Source organism: Thermobifida fusca YX (assembly GCF_000012405.1).
GTDB lineage: Bacteria > Actinomycetota > Actinomycetes > Streptosporangiales > Streptosporangiaceae > Thermobifida > Thermobifida fusca.
This window is the reverse complement of sequence record NC_007333.1, coordinates 1,917,977-1,936,235: the sequence shown is the minus strand read 5'-3', so window position 1 is coordinate 1,936,235 and position 18,259 is coordinate 1,917,977. Positions and strand designations below refer to the sequence as shown.

At 65.5% G+C, this 18,259-nt stretch carries 16 protein-coding genes; 12 read left to right on the top strand and 4 right to left on the bottom strand.

The features are described from left to right. Positions 1-320: 320 nt before the first annotated feature. From TFU_RS08195 to lhgO, 5 genes are all read left to right on the top strand, one after another. Positions 321-1,010, top strand: coding sequence for a metal-dependent transcriptional regulator (locus tag TFU_RS08195; RefSeq protein WP_011292090.1), 690 nt, complete (start codon positions 321-323; stop codon positions 1,008-1,010). A gap of 115 nt (positions 1,011-1,125) precedes the next feature. Next, positions 1,126-2,022, top strand: a complete 897-nt coding sequence (locus TFU_RS08190) for a metal ABC transporter substrate-binding protein (RefSeq protein ID WP_016188759.1) — start codon at positions 1,126-1,128, stop codon at positions 2,020-2,022. Further along, positions 2,019-2,750 (top strand): metal ABC transporter ATP-binding protein, encoded by a 732-nt coding sequence (locus tag TFU_RS08185; protein ID WP_011292088.1) that lies wholly within the window; start codon positions 2,019-2,021, stop codon positions 2,748-2,750. The genes TFU_RS08190 and TFU_RS08185 overlap by 4 nt, the downstream gene beginning before the upstream one ends. Further along, on the top strand, positions 2,747-3,658 hold the full coding sequence (locus TFU_RS08180; RefSeq protein ID WP_011292087.1) for a metal ABC transporter permease: 912 nt from the start codon (positions 2,747-2,749) through the stop codon (positions 3,656-3,658). Before TFU_RS08185 ends, TFU_RS08180 begins: the two co-directional genes overlap by 4 nt. Before the next feature lie 704 nt (positions 3,659-4,362). Continuing rightward, a complete protein-coding gene (gene lhgO, locus TFU_RS08175) occupies positions 4,363-5,568 on the top strand; it encodes an L-2-hydroxyglutarate oxidase (protein ID WP_038043772.1) in 1,206 nt (401 codons plus the stop codon). 389 nt (positions 5,569-5,957) lie between these two features. Here lhgO and TFU_RS16325 read toward each other — a convergent pair whose 3' ends face one another. Continuing rightward, complete coding sequence (locus TFU_RS16325) at positions 5,958-6,359, bottom strand: nuclear transport factor 2 family protein (protein WP_016188757.1); 402 nt, start codon at positions 6,357-6,359, stop codon at positions 5,958-5,960. 595 nt (positions 6,360-6,954) lie between these two features. Here TFU_RS16325 and TFU_RS08165 point away from each other — a divergent pair. Then, positions 6,955-8,664, top strand: coding sequence for a serine/threonine-protein kinase (locus TFU_RS08165; protein ID WP_016188756.1), 1,710 nt, complete (start codon positions 6,955-6,957; stop codon positions 8,662-8,664). Positions 8,665-8,875: 211 nt separating this feature from the next. Here TFU_RS08165 and TFU_RS15820 read toward each other — a convergent pair whose 3' ends face one another. Next, positions 8,876-9,082, bottom strand: a complete 207-nt coding sequence (locus tag TFU_RS15820; RefSeq protein ID WP_011292083.1) for a DUF397 domain-containing protein — start codon at positions 9,080-9,082, stop codon at positions 8,876-8,878. Further along, positions 9,079-9,882 (bottom strand): helix-turn-helix domain-containing protein, encoded by an 804-nt coding sequence (locus TFU_RS15815; protein ID WP_011292082.1) that lies wholly within the window; start codon positions 9,880-9,882, stop codon positions 9,079-9,081. The genes TFU_RS15820 and TFU_RS15815 overlap by 4 nt, the downstream gene beginning before the upstream one ends. A 313-nt stretch (positions 9,883-10,195) precedes the next feature. Between TFU_RS15815 and TFU_RS08155 the strand changes: the two genes are divergently transcribed. From TFU_RS08155 to TFU_RS08130, 6 genes are all read left to right on the top strand, one after another. After that, positions 10,196-10,639 carry an ATP-binding protein gene (locus tag TFU_RS08155; RefSeq protein WP_227481039.1) on the top strand — a complete coding sequence of 148 codons (444 nt, stop codon included), beginning with the start codon at positions 10,196-10,198 and terminating at the stop codon, positions 10,637-10,639. A gap of 453 nt (positions 10,640-11,092) precedes the next feature. Further along, positions 11,093-11,803, top strand: a complete 711-nt coding sequence (locus TFU_RS08150; RefSeq protein WP_016188752.1) for a DUF6882 domain-containing protein — start codon at positions 11,093-11,095, stop codon at positions 11,801-11,803. A gap of 576 nt (positions 11,804-12,379) precedes the next feature. Further along, positions 12,380-13,213 carry an alpha/beta fold hydrolase gene (locus tag TFU_RS08145; RefSeq protein ID WP_011292079.1) on the top strand — a complete coding sequence of 278 codons (834 nt, stop codon included), beginning with the start codon at positions 12,380-12,382 and terminating at the stop codon, positions 13,211-13,213. Positions 13,214-13,460: 247 nt separating this feature from the next. Then, a complete protein-coding gene (locus TFU_RS08140; protein ID WP_011292078.1) occupies positions 13,461-14,228 on the top strand; it encodes an SDR family oxidoreductase in 768 nt (255 codons plus the stop codon). A 118-nt stretch (positions 14,229-14,346) separates the two neighbouring features. Next, on the top strand, positions 14,347-14,850 hold the full coding sequence (locus TFU_RS08135; RefSeq protein WP_011292077.1) for a hypothetical protein: 504 nt from the start codon (positions 14,347-14,349) through the stop codon (positions 14,848-14,850). Between the two features lie 13 nt (positions 14,851-14,863). Next, positions 14,864-15,334, top strand: coding sequence for a DUF421 domain-containing protein (locus TFU_RS08130; RefSeq protein ID WP_011292076.1), 471 nt, complete (start codon positions 14,864-14,866; stop codon positions 15,332-15,334). A 143-nt stretch (positions 15,335-15,477) separates the two neighbouring features. Here the strand turns inward: TFU_RS08130 and TFU_RS08125 are convergent, their stop codons facing one another. Continuing rightward, positions 15,478-16,962 (bottom strand): catalase, encoded by a 1,485-nt coding sequence (locus TFU_RS08125; RefSeq protein ID WP_016188751.1) that lies wholly within the window; start codon positions 16,960-16,962, stop codon positions 15,478-15,480. Between the last annotated feature and the right edge of the window lie 1,297 nt (positions 16,963-18,259).

Here is an 18,259-nt window from a genome sequence, read left to right as displayed (position 1 = left end):
GAATGGTCTCCCCCGCCTGGAACGCCCCCGGGATGGGGATGGATGCGGAAAGGAGTTGGGAGCGCTCCCAGCTAGGGGTTGTACCAGAATCGTGATACGTATCACGGGCTATGTCAACAGATTGTGTCCTATAAATGACGTAACGAAAGGAAATCTGCCTGTTTTGGCGGACCGAAACCGCAGATCATGTCCCCGTCGCGGGCGGACCGCGAGAAGAAAAACTCCCCGAACCGGCTCAGCGAGTGAAGGGCGTCCCCTCTTCGCGGCCGCCCTTGCCCGGAGGCCCCGACTTTTTGCGGGGAACGCGATAGCGTGGCTCTATGGCGCCTGTTGCGAACCGGCCGTCAACGTCGGTCGAGGACTACGTCAAGGTCATCTACGACCTTCAGGAACGCGGAAGTGGCCCAGTCACCATTTCCCGGGTCGCCGAGCGGCTCGCCGTGTCCAACTCCTCGGTCTCCGGCATGCTGCGCAAACTCGGTGAACTGGGGCTGGTCGACCACCAGCGCTACGGCGACGTGCGACTGACCCCCACGGGAGACAAGGTCGCCTTGGCCGTACTGCGCCGTCACCGACTGATCGAGCTCTACCTCGTGGAGGAACTCGGGTACTCCTGGGACGAGGTCCACGACGAGGCGGAGGTCCTCGAACACGTCGTCTCGGACCGTTTTGTGGAACGTATCGCCGAACGCCTGGGCCATCCCACGGTCGACCCGCACGGCGACCCCATTCCGACCAGCGACGGCCGCGTTCCGACACAGGAGACCCGCCTGCTGGCCCACGTGGACCCGGGAAGCGGGGGGACGATCGTCCGTGTCAACGACTCCGACCCGGCGCTGCTGCGCTACCTGGCCAGCCAGCACATCGGCATCGGCATGCGGATCGAGCTTGTGGAACGTCAACCTTTCGGCGGCCCTCTCGTCGTGCGTTTGCACACCGACGAAGGGGTTGAAGAGCGGTCCATCGGCACGGGGGTCGCCGAAGCGCTCTGGATCGCGACAGACCACTAACGCTGCGTAGTCGAATCCCGCACATCTCACCGGCCCGGACATGGTTGGCGGGCCGGCATAGTGGTAAAAGTTAGGCGTGGCGAACTTTAAAGATTGTCGTACCTTAAAAACCGGTGTGCTCGGTATTGTCCTCGCAGCACTTGCTGCGTGCGGCACCTCACCAGCCACACAGCTCGACGACGACCGGCCTGTCGTGCTCACCACCTTCACCGTCCTCGCTGACATGGCGCGCAACGTCGCCGGGGAGCACGCCCGCGTGGAATCCATCACCCGGGTCGGTGCGGAGATCCACGAATATGAGCCCACCCCCAGCGACCTGGTCCGTGCCCAGGCCGCTGACCTCCTCCTCGCCAACGGCATGAACCTGGAACTGTGGTTTGAGCAGTTCACCGACCCGCTCGACGTCCCCACCCGCGTGGTCACCGAGGGAGTCGAGACCATCCCTGTCGCCTCCGGGGACTATGCGGGCCACCCCAACCCGCACGCGTGGATGTCCCCGGACGAAGCCCTCGTCTACGTCGACAACATCCGGGATGCGCTCAGCGAACTCGACCCGGACCATGCCGCCGACTATGCGGCCAACGCCGAGGCCTACCAGGCTGAGATCACCGAGATCGGCGAGTTCCTCCGTGCTGAACTCGCCACAGTGCCCGAAGAACAGCGGGTCCTGGTCACCTGCGAGGGCGCATTCTCCTACCTGGCACGCGACACAGGGCTAACCGAGAAGTACCTGTGGCCGATGAACGCTGAAGGGGAAGGCACCCCCCAGCAGATCGCCTCCGTGGTGGAGTTCGTCCGTGAGCACAACGTCCCCGCGGTCTTCTGTGAAAGTACCGTCAACGACAGCGCCCAGCGCCAGGTCGCCCGCGAGACCGGTGCCGTCCTCGGCGAACCCTTGTACGTGGATTCGCTCTCCGACGCAAACGGCCCAGTCCCCACCTACCTGGACCTGCTGCGCCACGACGCGGAAGCCATCGTCGCCGGACTCACCGGACAGGGAGGCCGCTCGTGACCACCCCGCCCGCACTCGAAGTCCGCGAGGTCACCGTCCGCTACGGCGACGTCCTGGCACTCGACAACGTCACCGTGGAGATTGGACGCGGCGTCGTGTGCGGCCTGCTCGGCGCCAACGGCTCCGGCAAGTCCACCCTGCTGAAAACCATCGCGGAACTCGTCACCCCGCAGAGCGGACACGTGCGGATCCACGGCCTACCGCCCGCCCAGGCCCGCAAAAACGGCCTGCTGGGCTACGTCCCCCAGTCCGAACAGGTGGACTGGGCCTTCCCAGTGCGGGTGATCGACGTGGTGATGATGGGACGCTACGGTCACATGGGCCTTACCCGCCGACCCCGCAAGTCCGACCGTGACGCGGTAGCCGAAGCCCTCGAACGCACCGGACTCACCGACCTGGCCCACCGGCAGATCGGAGCCCTCTCCGGCGGCCAGCGGAAACGCGCGTTCATCGCCCGCGGCATCGCCCAAGGCGCCACCGTGTTCCTGCTGGACGAGCCGTTCGCGGGCGTAGACAAGCCCTCAGAACGCACCATCGTTCGCGTGCTGCGGGAGATGCGCGACGAAGGAGCCACCCTGCTGGTCTCCACCCACGACCTGGCCGGAGTGGGGGAGCTGTGCGACGAAGCCATCCTGCTGCACCGGCGCGTCCTGGCCCACGGCAGCCCGGACCGCGTCCTCGTACCCGAGCTGATGCTCCGCGCTTTCGGACTAGAGGAGCCCGCATGACCCTCATCGACTGGCTGACCGTCCCCTTCACGTTCGAGTTCATGCAGCGGGCACTCCTGGCTAGCGTGCTCGCGGGCGCAGTGTGCGCGGTGCTGTCCTGCTGGGTGACCTTGATCGGCTGGTCGCTGATGGGGGACGCCATCTCGCATGCGGTCCTGCCCGGCGTAGTGCTGTCCTACCTGCTCGGGCTGCCGTTCGCGGTGGGAGCACTGGTCTTCGGCGTAGGCTCGGTGGCGCTGATCGGCACAGTCAACCGCACGTCCCGCGTCAAAGAGGACGCCGCGATCGGCATCGTGTTCACCGCGATGTTCGCGCTCGGCGTGGTCATCATCTCCCGCATCTCCAGCGACACCGACCTGCGACACATCCTCTTCGGTAACCCGCTCGGCGTCAGCGACGTCGAGATCCTGCAGATCGTGGTGATGACCGTCGTCACGCTGGCCGTGGTGGCGTTCACCCACCGCGACTTGACCTTGTACGCTTTCGACCCGGCCCACGCGCACGTGATCGGGCTGCGGCCGCGCCGCCTGGAAGCACTGCTGCTCGGGCTGCTGGCGGTGACCGTGGTCATCGCACTCCAGGTGCTCGGCATCATCATGGTCGTCGCCATGCTGATCATCCCGGGCGCGACCGCCTACCTGCTCACGGACCGCTTCGAACGGATGATGCTCATCGCGGTGGCCACGTCAGTGGCTGCCTCGGTGGTGGGGGTCTACGCCAGTTTCCTGCTGGATGTGGCGCCCGGCGGCATGATCGTCCTCGTGCAGGCGCTGCTCTTCGCTGCCGCCTATCTGCTGGCACCCCGCTACGGCTTGCTCGCCCGCCGGGCAGGGGCACGGAGAGCAGCCGTCCTGGACACCGCCGAGGCGGCCCAGGGGACCGCTTCCGCAGAGCGGGTCCAGGGATAGCTTGGGCATGCGGCCCGGAGGAGAACGACCGCGTGCCCAAGGATGCCCACGGATTCCTTCGCTGCGCCCGGGTGGAGAAGAGAGCAGGCCGCGCAGGCATCGGGGAGGCCCGTCCTGGACCGTCTGGTCCTCGAGGGAGAGGTGCTCCGCATCGTCCGTCGCAAGGACCACCCCAGCAGGGATCAAGGACACCGCTGACAGCGGCGGTCAGTCCGAGCGCGAGCTTCTCTGCCCTGGCAAGGCCACGCTCAACGAGGAGCAGCAGCGCCGTAAGCTGGTCCCCGTGGAGACCGTTGCCCGCATGTGCTGGGGCAGCGAGCTGGAGGGGAAACCCCGGCTTCACCCCGTCGGCCGACTGGTCCTCGGATCCGACATCCCATAATCCCGGATTGGGGGGAGTGACACGCCCTCCGAACCCGGGGTTTTCCCTGCTCCGATTCCGGTTCCGGGCCTCCGTTCTTGGCCAGCGCAGCACACGTTCGTGCCCGCCCCGCTGCAGCGGAGGCAGTCTGCGCCGGGGAGACACCCACCCAGGCGGGAGCGGCTGTCACCGGCTCAGCTACGGGCTGTTCGCCGTGGTCTTCGCCCGCGACCGCAGGGCTGCGCACCACTGCATCGACGCGGTCGACTACCGTCAGGTCGCGGTCGACAACGGCGCTGAGCCTGGATCGCACACCTACCGGACAGGAAACAGGGAGACGGGAATGGCTGACGAGGTTGTGGGCATCGTCGGCGCCGGCATCATCGGGCTGGCGATCGGCCGGGAGATCATCCGCCGGTGGCCAGGCACGCGCGTGGTCGTGCTGGAAAAAGAAGACCGGATCGCTGCCCACCAGACCAGCCACAACTCCGGAGTCGTCCACGCAGGACTCTACTACAAGCCCGGCAGCCTGAAAGCCCGGCTGTGCACACGCGGTCGGGAGATGCTCCGCGAATACTGCACCGACCGCGGCCTGCCCTACGAGGAGTGCGGCAAGCTCGTGGTCGCGGTCAACTCCGAAGACGTGCGGCGGCTCGACGCCATCTACGCCCGCGCCGACAGCAACGCGGTGCCCGGGCTGCGCCGCATCGGGCCCGAGGAGATCCGCGCAATCGAACCGCACGCCACCGGGCTGGTCGCCCTGCACTCGCCGCACACCGCCATCACCGACTATCCGCTCATCTGCGCGTCTTTCGCGAAAGACATCACCGAGGCAGGCGGGGAGATCCGCTGCACTGCGCCGGTCACCCGCATCCGGGAAGTCAGCGACTCGATCGAGGTTGTCGCCGGCGGTCAGCCGGTGACCGTGGACCGCCTCATCATCTGCGCAGGACTGCACACCGACCGGGTTGCGCGCCTCGCCGGCGACGGGACCGAACCGCGGATCATCCCGTTCCGAGGCGAGTACATGCTGGTCAAACCAGAGAAGGCGCACATGGTGCGCGGTTTGATCTACCCGGTCCCGGATCCCCGCTACCCGTTCCTCGGCGTACACTTCACCCGCCGAGTCTCCGGGGAAGTAGAGGTCGGCCCCAACGCGGTGCTTGCGTTCGCCCGCGAAGGCTACCGGCTCGCCACGGTCAACCTGGCCGACCTGGGCGCTATCGCCTCCTGGCCCGGGTTCTGGGCGATGGCCCGCAAACACTGGGTGACCGGGCTGAAGGAGATGTACGGGTCGGTGTCCCAACGCGCCTACATGAAGGCCGCGCAACGGTATGTGCCGGAGATTGGTCCTGGCGACGTGGTCCGCGGCGGGGCCGGGGTCCGCGCCCAGGCGCTCGACCGTGACGGCAGCCTTGTCGACGATTTCCGCATCAATCAAATGGGGCGTATTACAGCGGTCCGCAACGCGCCATCGCCCGCAGCAACGTCGTGCATGGCTATTGCCGAATACGTGGTCGACGTTATTCACGGCCCAAAATCCCAGTAGGCCTCCGAACCTGTCCGAATTCTTCAGCGGCCGGTTGCGTGCCGGAAACACATCCCGAGCCCCCGAGAGTGGACAAGGCCTGCCCGCCGTGGACGCCTCGATGCACATGTGAAGAGAAGACAACCCGGACCGTCCCTGAACCCCGGGGTGCGGAAACGGATGGGGTTCAACGGACACTGTCGTGACCCGTTCAGCCGAGGAGTGCATCGCCTTGAGGGACGGAGGCGGGCGTCAACCGGGGCTCAGCGCTCCCCGTCCGGGGAGGGCGACCGCGCCGACTACACGCGCGAAGGGACCTTAATAGTCAGCCCGCCGAACGGTGCCGGGTGCTCCCGCGCGAACTCGTGCCTCTGGTGAGAACCCTGAGGAGAGCCGTCGCTGGCCGCGGGTCACGTGCGGGCTCCCCTCACCTCCGGGCCGGGAAGCGGAGTCTGTTGGTAGAGGGCCAGCCGCCAGCGGTCTTGCTGCCGGACATAGACACTCGACATGAGGGCACGGAACACGGACGGCTCTCCGGCACGGTATGCGGCCCCGGTGTAGACGAGGATGGCACTGTCGTCACCGGCAGCGACCAGTCGCGCATCGCTGATCTCATAGCCGCTCCACGGCGGGGTCTCGTTCAAGGAGACAGCCACGGCGGCACGGTCCAGCACCAGCCCGTTGGCGAGCACCATCACCCCGTCTTCAGTCATCAGCGAGGTGTAGAAGTCCGCTCCCGTGCCCGCGCACAGGGCGTCCCATCCGCGCTGTTCCCATCGGAGCAGATCGTTGAAGAGGCCGGGCTGCGACACGTACGTCACCTTTCGTGTGGATCCGAGCGCCTGGCCGGTGCCCGAGGACAGGACGTCCCGGACACCGGAGGAACACCGGGGACGGGATTCCCACCATGAGCGGAGCGAAACCCCGTCCTCGGTGCGACCGGACCCGCACCGACCAGGAATTACGACGAAAGGACTATCGAGAGTCGTCGCACACCTTCCGCTGTAGAGGGCGCCGCCCCAACACTGGACTGCCTGCCCCGGAGGACGCATACCGTGCTGGGCGAGGTAGGGGACAGAACCGTCTTCCCGCTCCGCGGACGGGAGCACCACCCCATACCCCGAAACATTAAGGACTCTTCCTGGTCGCTATCCAGATCGGATCTGGTCTGCCCCGCTGGGTGGACCGTCCCTGCGCCGCGGCGGACCGCCCCCGCAAGAAGCAAGGGAAACCAACGACCGTCGGGAGGCGTCCACGGCCCTGCGCTGCGCACCGGCCCCGGACGTCCACCACACCGAAGCCGTGTGAAGAGGCGCAATGAGTTCTGCTACCGGACGGTGGCGAGAGTCACCGCCCACTGCGGTAAAGAATGAGGAAGACAATGGCAGATGTCCAAGGGAGTTGCGTGTGCAGTCCGAGGCGGTGCTGGCAGGACGGTATCGGCTGGAAGAACGGCTAGGCCGAGGCGGCATGGGGGAAGTCTGGCGGGCCTTCGACCCGCACCTGGAACGCGAGGTTGCCGTCAAGCTCATCCTTAGCGGGGACAACGACGGTGTCCTCATTCGACGCTTCCAGCGCGAGGCCCGTATCTCCGCCAACATCCAACACCCCAATATCACCGCTGTCCACGACTTCGGCCACCACGAAGGCCAACTGTTCCTCGTCATGGAGCTGCTGCGCGGCCGTGACCTGGGCGCCGTCCTCGCCGACCATCCGCAAGGCATGCCGCTGGACCTTGTGGTGTCTGTAGCAGTGCAGGCCGCCGACGCCCTGCGAGCCGCACACACCCACCGGGTCGTCCACCGCGATCTCAAACCCGGCAACCTGTTCCTCCTCGACACCGGCCATGTCAAGGTCTGCGACTTCGGCATCGCCCACATCGCGGACGCCACCAGCCAGCTCACCGCGGTCGGTACCGCGCTTGGCACCCCCGCGTTCATGCCCCCAGAGCAGTGGAAAGGCGAAGAAGTCGACTCCCGCAGCGACGTCTACGCGCTCGGCGGTGTCATGCACACCATGCTGACCGGCAGAATCCCGTTCACCGGTCCGCTGCCCGCCCTGCTTGCCCAGCACCTCACCCAGGATCCGCCGCCGATCCGCGAGTTCCGGCCCGACGTGCCTTTGGAGCTCGCGGACCTCGTCGCCCGGATGATGGCCAAGGACCCTGCCGCCCGTCCCGACAGCCACGAACTGGGGGAGCTCATCTACCGGGCTGCCGCACCCGAGGCGTCCGGTTCCCCAGCGTTCTTTAGCCCGCAGATCGCCCCGCAGGCGCTCCCCACGGCACCGCCCACGGCAGCACCTGTACCGCCGCAGCCCTCTCATGCGACCGGGTATGCCGCACCCAGCCAGTGGATGCCTGCGGCCCCGCAGCCTCATCCCACTGCCCACCCGCCCGCGGAGGGCGACCCGCAGACGATGTTCACTCTCGGGCTGCGCCACCGTGAACAAGGCGACATCGCCGGAGCCGAGTCCTGGTACCGGAAGGCCGCGGAAGCCGGACATCTCGACTCCATGTTCAACCTCGCCCTCCTCTCCCGGGAACGCGGCAACCTGGTGGAAGCCGAATCGTGGTATCGGCGTGCCGCTGAGGTAGGCGACGTGGACGCTATGGTCAACCTCGGGGACCTGCTCAAGGAGCGGGGGGAGAGTGCGGAGGCTGAACTCTGGCATCGCCGGGCCGCGGAAGCCGGACACATCGCCTCCATGCACACTCTCGGCAACCTGCTCTACAGCAAAGGCGACACCGCAGAAGCCGAAACCTGGTGGCGCCGGGCCGCCGAAGCCGGAAACATCCGCGCCATGGGAGTGCTCGGCAATCTGCTGGAGCAGCGCGGTGACACGTTCGGTGCGGAGCAGTGGTATCGCCGGGCCGCCGAAGCCGGGAACCTCGACGCGATGGTCAACCTCGGCGTGTTATTGGAGAACCGGCATGACACGTTCGGTGCGGAGCAGTGGTATCGCCGGGCCGCCGACGCGGGGGACATCGACGCGATGGTCAACCTCGGCAACCTGCTGCACGGCCGCGGCGACATGGGCAGCGCTCAGTACTGGTGGCAGCGGGCCGCCCAGACCGGCAACACCCGCGCCCTGAACCATCTCAACCAGATGGGCTAAGACGTGGGCGGACGATAAGGTCGCGCCTGCACCGCGATGCCGAGACGGCCTGGGACCAGGGGTGACGTCCTTTCCCCATGAGGCCCGGGAGTCCGAAGCCTTGCCCGAGGGCACTCCACCCCATGATGGGAGCCCGGTGTACCAACCGGGTCTGAGGACCGGGGCCACGGCTACACACTGATCGCGACCCCGGAAATATGGCAGAAAACGGTTAACAAAAACCGTTTTTGAGGTTTCTGAGGAAAAGAGTCCATTCGGTGAGAGGGAAAACGAGGTATCCAAGGTTACGGTGTTGAGTGTCGCGGACGAGGATAGTTGTGGGGGTTTCTGCCACCTCGATGCAATTGCCACCATTGCCGCTGCTGTAGCTGGATTTGTGCCACCGGAGTTTGCTGAGATCCGTGTAGTCAGAGTTCATAGCTGGTCCTTTCTTCTGCGGATGTAGTCCGCAGAGGCGTGAGAAGACAACGCCTCGGACTGTAGTGCTGAGAATATCGCTGAGCAGTAGCGAACCTCCTGCTGTTGGTCGGTCAGCAGGCCACCGAGTGTGTGTTCCACATAGGCCATGGTGGGGCGGTCGTCAAAGGACATGATTCTGATCGGCCCTGTCAGCCCAGGATGCAGGGGGATTTCTTGCGGGAACACTTGAAACCTGATCGTGTGGTCCTCGATCAGGTTGAGAAGGTATGTCAATTGCTCTTTCATCACCGTTGGACTACCGGTGACACGATCTATGACGACTTGATCCACGACAAACCAGCAGAGCGGTCGGTCTGGTGCAGTCAGGATCTCACGTCTACTCATGCGGGCGTGAACAAGCTCGTCCACTTTTTCGGCGTTAGCCCATGGCTGAGCAGGGCGAATCAAAGATCGTGCATAGTCCTCGGTTTGCAGTAAACCTGGCAAAACGACCATTTGATACTCGCGGATTTCGACCGCCTTGCGTTCCAGGGCAAGGACGTTTTGAAACCACGAAGGGTGAGCGGGGATAGAGTTCAAGGAATCCCAAAGGCGGACGAGCCTTCCACCAGTGTTGAGAACCCGGTCCAGTGCCTCCGCATGATCCCTTTTGGCTCCTTTGCGACCTAGTTCGATACCACTGAGCATGCTCTGGCTGAGCGGGATCGCTCTGGCGAGCTGGGCTTGTGAATACCCTGATTGGACGCGTAACCGGCGGACCTCGGCGCCGAAGCGGGACCATGCAGGGTGTTTCACCACAGTTCTATGACTCCTTAGAACCGGACTAGAACTATTCAGTTTAGGTCTTCATAAATATTCAAAGAACAGCGCTAAGGCTGGAAAACCGTTGCTCGGTGCTGGAGTGTTGAACCGCCTCTGACCAGGCGGCAGTACCCGGAGCGATCACATCCACTCCGTTAGTACTTACCTACTGAACCCGAGTAGCGGCGAGGAGAGAGCCTATGCGCCACCCTCCACTTCGTTCTTTCCACGAAACACGGGATTCGTTCATTATTTATTGCCCTAAATGTCCATTTCTGTGTTTCTGTGGAAAGGCTGCGGCCTGGTGAGCATGACCTCTATCGCCTTACCTGGAACCCCCGACAGCGTGGCTGCCGCCCGCCGCTTTGTGGTCGAGGTGGTCCGCTCGTGCCCGTGGATCACTACCGCTGCAGACGTGCTTGACCGGGCCGCGTTGATCGTGTCTGAACTCGCCACCAACGCCCTCCGGCACACCCGCTCTGGCGACCCCGGAAACTCCTTCACCGTCCGAGTGGACGTGAACGAGCACGGAGTGCGGATCGAAGTGCACACCCTCCCACCGCGCCAGTGGGACTCGGTTCCGCACGTCGTCACACCCGACGACCCGTCCCGGGAACACGGACGCGGCCTCTACCTGGTCGACCAGTGGTCCCACCGGTGGGGCACGCTGGGCCCTTGGACGGAGGGCGTCTACTCCGTCGTGCGCTGGGACGGTGATCCCTGCCTCGCCGAGGATCAGGCGGGGAACCGGTGACGCCCCGTCCCGGCCAGGGCGGGGTAACGCCGTGCTCCAACCGCGGTCCCACGCTGGTGGGATGGCTGTCCTCGTCGGTGCCGCCATCCCACCGAGCTCAGGAATTCCTACGGGAAGAGCTGAAGCCTCCGCTGCCGCGGCGCGCCCCCAGCCGCCACTGCTTCACCCAGTCCGTGCCAACCTGAACAGTCGGCCCCCGCTCCGGAAACGCGCAGGAAAGCTGCGCAGCGGCCCACGGTTCCTCAGCCCCGGACAGCTCCAGAACCGACCGGTGCAGTGCGGGGATCCTGCTGAGGCCGGCTCACGGCAGACCGCAGGAGCTGCGGTCACCGGTCTCCGAGGACAGTCGACAGGACACGGTGACGGGTCGGTCAACCATGGGGGAGCAGGCCTCAGCGGCGGAGGCGGAAAGTGTCACCACCTCCCCCTAACATCCCCAGCATGCCCACACCGATGACACTGACAGACCTGATCGACGACGCCGCCCTCTTCTCCCTGGAACACCAGCTCCACCTCGTGGACGTGCTCGGCGAACACGACTGGCACGCTGACCTGCGCGCACCACGGCTCGAATTCATTGGCCCGGAGAAGACCCTGGTCTGTGAACGGTTCCACCTGCTAGGCACCGCTGCCCCCGGCCCCCGGTCATGGTTGTGGGCGTGGGCCAACCCCAGCGGTTTCCCCGAAGAGCTGACCCGCCTCTCCGCCGAGCTGCGCGCCCACGGTGAACGGCTCGGCATCCCCGAGCTGACCCGCGCCGAAATCCCCTTTGCGGAGCTACCGAAGAACCCGGAGCACCCGGTCCAGGTCGCGTTCCTGTTCGCTGAGGCCGCCAAAGCCCTGAGCGGATGCTGGACCTTCTACACCGGTGAGGTCAGCGGAGGAACCCGCGTCGCTTTCCTCATGGAACATCCCGATTTCATGCTCCCCGCCCCCGAGCCGGCGCGGACCATGCGAGTCATCCAGCAGGCGCTCGCCGATCTTCCCCTGTCCAACCACAGGCGCGCCCTGTCCAGCTACGCCGCACTGCGCGGCTTCCAGCAGCAGACCACCCCGGACGGGAACGGTCTTATCCTCACCGGACCCGGATTCGACGTGAGGGCCGACTTCAACGACCAAGGACTGATAACCCACCTCAACCTCACCGCACACCCCGGCCAGTAGCGTCGCCGCGTCCCAGGGAGGAAAGGGGCCAAACCTGTGCCGTGCCCGGGCCCGGACAGGGCCCGGGCCAGCGAGCGGCAGCGCGGCTTCCCCTCTGCCGGCCCGTGCGTACGGAGCCGGTCCACGTATCCAGGTCCCCGTCTCTGCTTGCCGATGTCTTTCAGCGACGGGAACCGCCTCCCCGGTACCCGGGTGCTGCGGGTCTGAAGAGCCCTCCGAGCAGCCGAAACAAAGAGTCGGAGAACTGTACCGCAACCGATGCGAGACCCTGCAGGGCGGAAAACCTGGGGCAGCGCAAGGTAAGGAGCAGCACGGACGGGCACGCAGCAGTCGCCGCCCGCTGCGTGCCGGCCATGCCCGTCCCGGACAGGCATGCCCCCTCCCTGGCACCAGGGAGCAGAGCTCTCAGTAGAGAACCGGTGAGCGGCACGCCGGGATTTCGTCAAAAGTACGGCGATTCTTCCTAATATCCGCGGTCGGAGAGTTGAAGGAAGGATGTGGCCGGTAGTTACCCCACGGCGGACCAGCAGAGTGCAACTGCCTTGACCGTCTGATGAATGAAGAAGGCGAGCCGATATGTCTTTTGTCACCGTGGGAACAGAGAACTCTTCCGCTATTGGGGTCTACTACGAAGACCACGGCAGCGGGCAACCGGTCATCCTCATTCACGGATACCCGCTCAACGGCCACTCCTGGGAGAAGCAGGAGCGGGCACTGCTCGAAGCGGGCTACCGGGTCATCACCTACGATCGGCGCGGCTTCGGCCGGTCAACCCACACCACGACCGGCTACGACTACGACACGTTTGCCGCCGACCTGAAAGCTCTCATCGACCACCTGAGCCTCTCCGACGTCATCCTCGTCGGCTTCTCCATGGGAACCGGTGAGGTGGTCCGCTATCTGAGCCGCTACGGTTCTGACCGGGTCAGCAAGGCTGTGCTGCTTGGCGCACTCCAGCCGTTCCTTCTCAAAACCGGCGACAACCCCCAGGGCGTGGACGCCGAAGTGTTCAAGAAGATCGAAGAGGCGATCCTCGACGACCGGTTCGCCTACTTCAAGAACTTCCTCGACAACTTCTACAACGTCGACGTCTTCGGCGGGAAGCGGATCAGCAAAGAAGCATGGCAGAACAGCTTCAACGTCGCCGCTTCCTCCTCCGCATACGCCACCTACGCCTGCGTGCAGGCCTGGCTCACCGACTTCCGCCCCGACCTGCCGCGCATCGACGTTCCCGTGCTCGTCATGCACGGCTCAGCCGACCGCATCCTGCCGATCAGCGCTACCTCGGACCGGCTGCCCGACCTGCTCGGCGAAGTGGAGTACATGGTGGTGGATGGCGGGCCGCACGCGATCAACTGGACCCACGCCGAGGAAGTCAACAGTGCACTGCTCGGCTTCCTGCGGGGATGATATTCGCGCCCCTCGGTGAAGCAGCCGGGTGAGGACAGTCCCGGGCCGGATGAGCGGGCCCGGGCAGCCGACGGTGGGCGCGCCCGGAAACAGCAGGCCACCGGGCGCGCCCGCGTAGCGGGGAGCCGTTTCCCTGCCCGTGGCACCGCAGTCCCGCCCTGCCAGTGATGCACGGTGAGTCCCGTGCGGGAACGCATGCTCCCCGCAAGTGGGGGAAGCGGATCCCAAAGACCACGGGGAGACAACGATGACTTCACCTGTTTTGGTTACCGGGGGCACGGGAACGCTCGGCCGGCACGTCGTGCCGCTGCTGCGCGAGTCCGGCCGCAAGGTGCGGGTGCTCAGCCGCCACCCGCATCCGGACGCAGACGGTGTCGAATACGTCGTCGGCGACCTGCGCCGCGACATCGGGGTGGCGCCCGCCGTAGCCGGGGTCGACACGGTGCTGCACCTGGCCGGGGCGCCTCGGGGCGACGACACGGCAACCCAGGCCCTTGTTCGGGCTGCTGCACACCACGGGGTACGCCACCTGGTGTTCATCTCGATCATTGGAGTGGACCGGGTGCCGCTCAGGTTCTACCGGACGAAGCACCGTGCCGAGCAGATCGTGGCTGCTTCCGGTGTGCCGTGGACGACGCTGCGCGCCGCCCAGTTCCACGACCTGGTGTTGGATGCGGTCCGCAACCTCGCGAGGCTGCCGGTCGTGCCGGTCCCCGGTGGGTTGCGTCTGCAACCTGTCGACGCAGGCGATGTCGCTGCCCGGCTGGTGGCCCTGGCTGCTGCCGGGCCTGCCGGGCGGGTCCCGGACCTGGCCGGGCCGCGAGTGTATGCGACAGGCGACCTTATCCGCAGCTACTTGCGGGAACGCGGCGCGCACCGGCCTTTGCTCTCAGTGCCGATCCCGGGGAAGATCGGCCGTGCCTACCGGCAGGGAGACAACCTTGCCGCACCGGAAGCGGACACGGGCAGCAGGACGTGGGAGGACTTCCTTGCGGAACGGGTAGGTGCGGGATAGCGCCGTGCCAGGGGTCTCACTGCGGTGCGCTGCGACGCTGGTGGGGCGGGGCGGCCGCGAACGCGGCGGGCAGGGGCGGCCGATACCGGGCTGCCCTGGCTGCGCGGGAAGGGGAGGAATGGGGGACAGCGAGCAGGAGGTGATTTCCAGCAGCGAGGCGTCCCAACGGTTCGAATGGCGGGTGGAGCGGATTGCGTGGGTGCTGGCCGCACTCCTGTTCGCCCTCGCGCTGCTGGGTGTGTTCGGGGGAGGGCCGCTGAGCCGGGCCAGTGCCGGAAGCAGCGACCAGACCGTGCAGGTCGACTACGAGCGGTTTGTGCGGGTCGCCACCTCCACCACCCTGAAGGTCGTCATTGCTCCCCGGGCGGTGCGGGAGGGGGAGGTCGCACTCGGGCTGTCCCACGAGTTCCTGGAAGCGGTCACGGTTCAAGGTATCACTCCGGTGCCGGCTGCCGTGGCCAGCAGAGCCGACCGGGTGGTCTACCGGTTCACTGCCCCCCACGAGGGGGAACCGGTGAAAGTCACCTTCGACCTCCGCACCGAGCACTCCGGACTGCACTGGGCGCGGATCGGTGTCGAAGGGGCGGTGCCAGCGCGGTGGTGGCAGTTCATCTACCCGTAAGAGGGAGAAGCTTGTGGACTCGGTGCTGCGTGCGGTCGCGATCTACGTCATTCTGGTGGTGGTCTTCCGGCTCGCCGGGAAACGCAGCATGGCGCAGCTCACCACATTCGATCTGCTCCTGCTGTTGGTGATTTCCGAAGCCACCCAGCAGGCACTGCTCGGCAACGACTATTCGGTCACCAACGCCGCCCTGGCGATCCTCACCCTGGTCGCCGTGGGACGCACCGCCGACTTTCTGAGGTGGCGGTTCCCCTGGTTCGCCCGGCTGACGCAGAGTGTGCCGGTGGTGCTCGTCGCCCAGGGGAAGGTGCTGGCCGAGCAGTTGGCCAGGAACCACATCGACGAAAGCGAGATCCTCGAAGTCGCCCGCAGCAGCCAGGGGATTTCGCGGATGGAGCAGATCGACTACGCCATTTTGGAGGAGTCGGGCACGATCAGCATCCTGCCGAAACGGAAAGCGCCCACCAGCCCTCTGGGGGAGTGACCCTGCCGGGCAGCCGCAGACCATGCCCGCTCCGCGGGAAACAGAGCCCTTGGAGCCGGAACAAGAAAAGCGGTGGCACGGGGGAGGGGCCCGCACCACCGCGGAAACTACTGACCTGTGCTGGTCACCTGGTCAGCAGCGTATCACCGAGCGATCTCGTGGTACCGCTTCTCGATCCGCTCGCCGATGGTCTCGTCGATGTTCTTCCAGTACTGGAAGGCCCGGGAGAGCACCGGCTCGACGACACCCTTGGACAGGTGGTCGGCGACCGTCTCCACGAGCCGGTCCCGCTGGGCGTCGTCGAAGACCTCGCGGACCAGGGTGCCGGCCTGCGAGAAGTCGTCGTCCTCAGCGTGCAGCTCGTAGGCGCTGCGCACCAGCTCGCCGTCGGCCTCCCAGCTGTCCTCGACCGGGCCGGTCTGGTCAGACCAGGGACGGCCGTAGGAGTTGGGCGCGTACACCGGGGCCTTGCCGGAGTGCTCGTAGGTCATGTGCCCGTCGAAGGTGTAGGAGTTGACCTTCACCCGCGGCTTGTTCACCGGCAGCTGGAAGTAGTTGGTGCCGATCCGGGCCCGGTGGGCGTCCGCGTAGGCGAAGACGCGGCCCAGCAGCATCTTGTCCGGGGAGACGCCGATACCCGGGACCAGGTTCGACGGCGCGAACGCGGCCTGCTCGATCTCGGCGAAGAAGTTCTCCGGGTTGCGGTTCAAGGTCATCTTGCCGACCTTGATGAGCGGGTAGTCGCTGTGCGGCCAGACCTTGGTCAGGTCGAACGGGTTGAACCGGTAGGTCTTGGCGTCCTCGTACGGCATGACCTGCACGTAGAGGGTCCAGCTCGGGTAGTCCCCGCGTTCGATGGCCTCGACCAGGTCACGACGGTGGAAGTCGGCGTCCACACCGGCGAGACGCTCGGCTTCCTCGTTGGTCATGTTCTCGATGCCCTGGTCGGTTTTGAAGTGGTACTTGACCCAGAACTTCTCGCCCTTGGCGTTGATCCACATGTAGGTGTGCGAACCGTAGCCGTTCATGTGGCGCCAGGTCCGCGGCAGGCCGCGGTCACCCATGAGGTAGGTGACCTGGTGGGCGGTCTCCGGGTTGAGGGTCCAGAAGTCCCACTGCATGTTGTTGTCGCGCAGACCCGTGTCCGGCATCCGCTTCTGGGAGCGGATGAAGTGCGGGAACTTCATCGGGTCGCGGACGAAGAAGATCGGCGTGTTGTTGCCGACCAGGTCGTAGTTGCCCTCAGAGGTGTAGAACTTCAGAGCGAAACCGCGCACGTCCCGCCAGGTGTCCGGGGAGCCCTGCTCACCAGCGACCGTGGAGAACCGGGCGAGCATCTCGGTACGGGCACCCTTCTGGAACAGGGCAGCCTTGGTGTACTGGGAGACGTCCTCCGTGGTTTCGAAGACACCGAAGGCACCGGCGCCCTTGGCGTGCGGGTTGCGCTCGGGGACCCGCTCACGGTTGAAGTGGGCGAGCGTCTCAACGAGCCGTACGTCGTGCAGCAGCAGCGGGCCGTTGCTGCCCACGCTCAGCGAGTTGCGGTCGCTAGCCGCAGGCGCACCAGAGTCGAGCGTGGAGCCCGTGGCGTTGCTCGCAGTGGACAGTGCCTCGTTGGTCTCGGTCAAGTCGGTCTCCTTGATCGTGGATATGGCTGGTAGAGATCGGGACGGCGCCGGCCCGGAAGTTCCGGTGTGGCGCGACAGTGCCCGCGTGGTGGGGCTCACCTCAGCGGACGAGAGTCGGCTGGGCCAATGTGCGGGGCCAACCCGACACTTCCCCGGAGGGAGGCGCCCACCTCTTCCCAACATATCTTTTCTGGAATCATTCCAGAAAACTAGGGACTCAAGTCTCTTGGGTGGTGTGACCTATGCCACTTTAGTGGGCGGATGTGGAGCGGAGCGCCCAGTTCGCGGCTGCACGACGCACGAGAGATGCGGGACGGTGGTCTGACCCTACTTCTGCCCCGCATTCGTCCCGTGCTACAGCCAGTCTTTCCCATGGGTCGACGAGCGTGGAGCATCGACGCTTCCGGCAGCGAAGCACCCCCAGCCGCCGGGCAATTCTGACAGAGAGCCGCGTTTCCGTCGCCGGAGTGCACCGACACCGCTGAAGTGCAGAGGAGAGCAAAACCGGATTTTCCGCTCGCCCAGCAAGATCTCTGGATTTCCTGTAACACTGCTGCAGGAGAGAGCCGGGGAAAAGATTATTCGCCAGCGCCAATACCACATCACTAGTGATGGGTTTCCTTTTATGGAAATGTGGAACTGCTGGAGTTGGTGATAACGGATTTCGGTCGGCGGGAAAGGAGAGTATGAGGATTCTGCTGCAGATTTCCGGGCTGCTCTGCAGGAGAGAAGAGAGTGGTTCTGGTGGGGGAAGCACATCGGTGAGAGAAGCGGTTCGCGCAGCCGCGTCATCGCGATTCCTCTCCCGGTCGCCGTACTGTGCTGGAGCCAGGGGAGTGCACGGGAGGAGAGCATACGCGCAGCCCGGTGCGACAGGAGCATCTCTCCTACCACTCGTCCTGAACAGTGAATACGCTGCCCATGCACCGGATGGTCCGCAGGGTGTCGCTGCGAGGATGCAACGGAAAAGCCCTTCGGAAACAATGCTCCGAAGGGCGGATGTTGCTGTTCTCTCCACCGTTTGTCGAGCAGGCTGACAGGAGTAGGTCGCCCCAAGGGGTTTCGATCACCATTCCATCCGGGGTGAGTTTTGCGGGCTAGACGAGCGTCATAATCCCTAGCCCCACAAGGATCAGCAGAACAACCACGGCCCAAAGACAGCCTTCCCCGGATCGGATGTCGAACGCGACCGTGGATACCTGCGGTAGTGCCCTCGGACATAGCTTCCGTCTCTGCGCCGATAGCCGCGGACCCAGTACCGCTCACCGCTGGGCATGCGCACCTCACACGACATAAA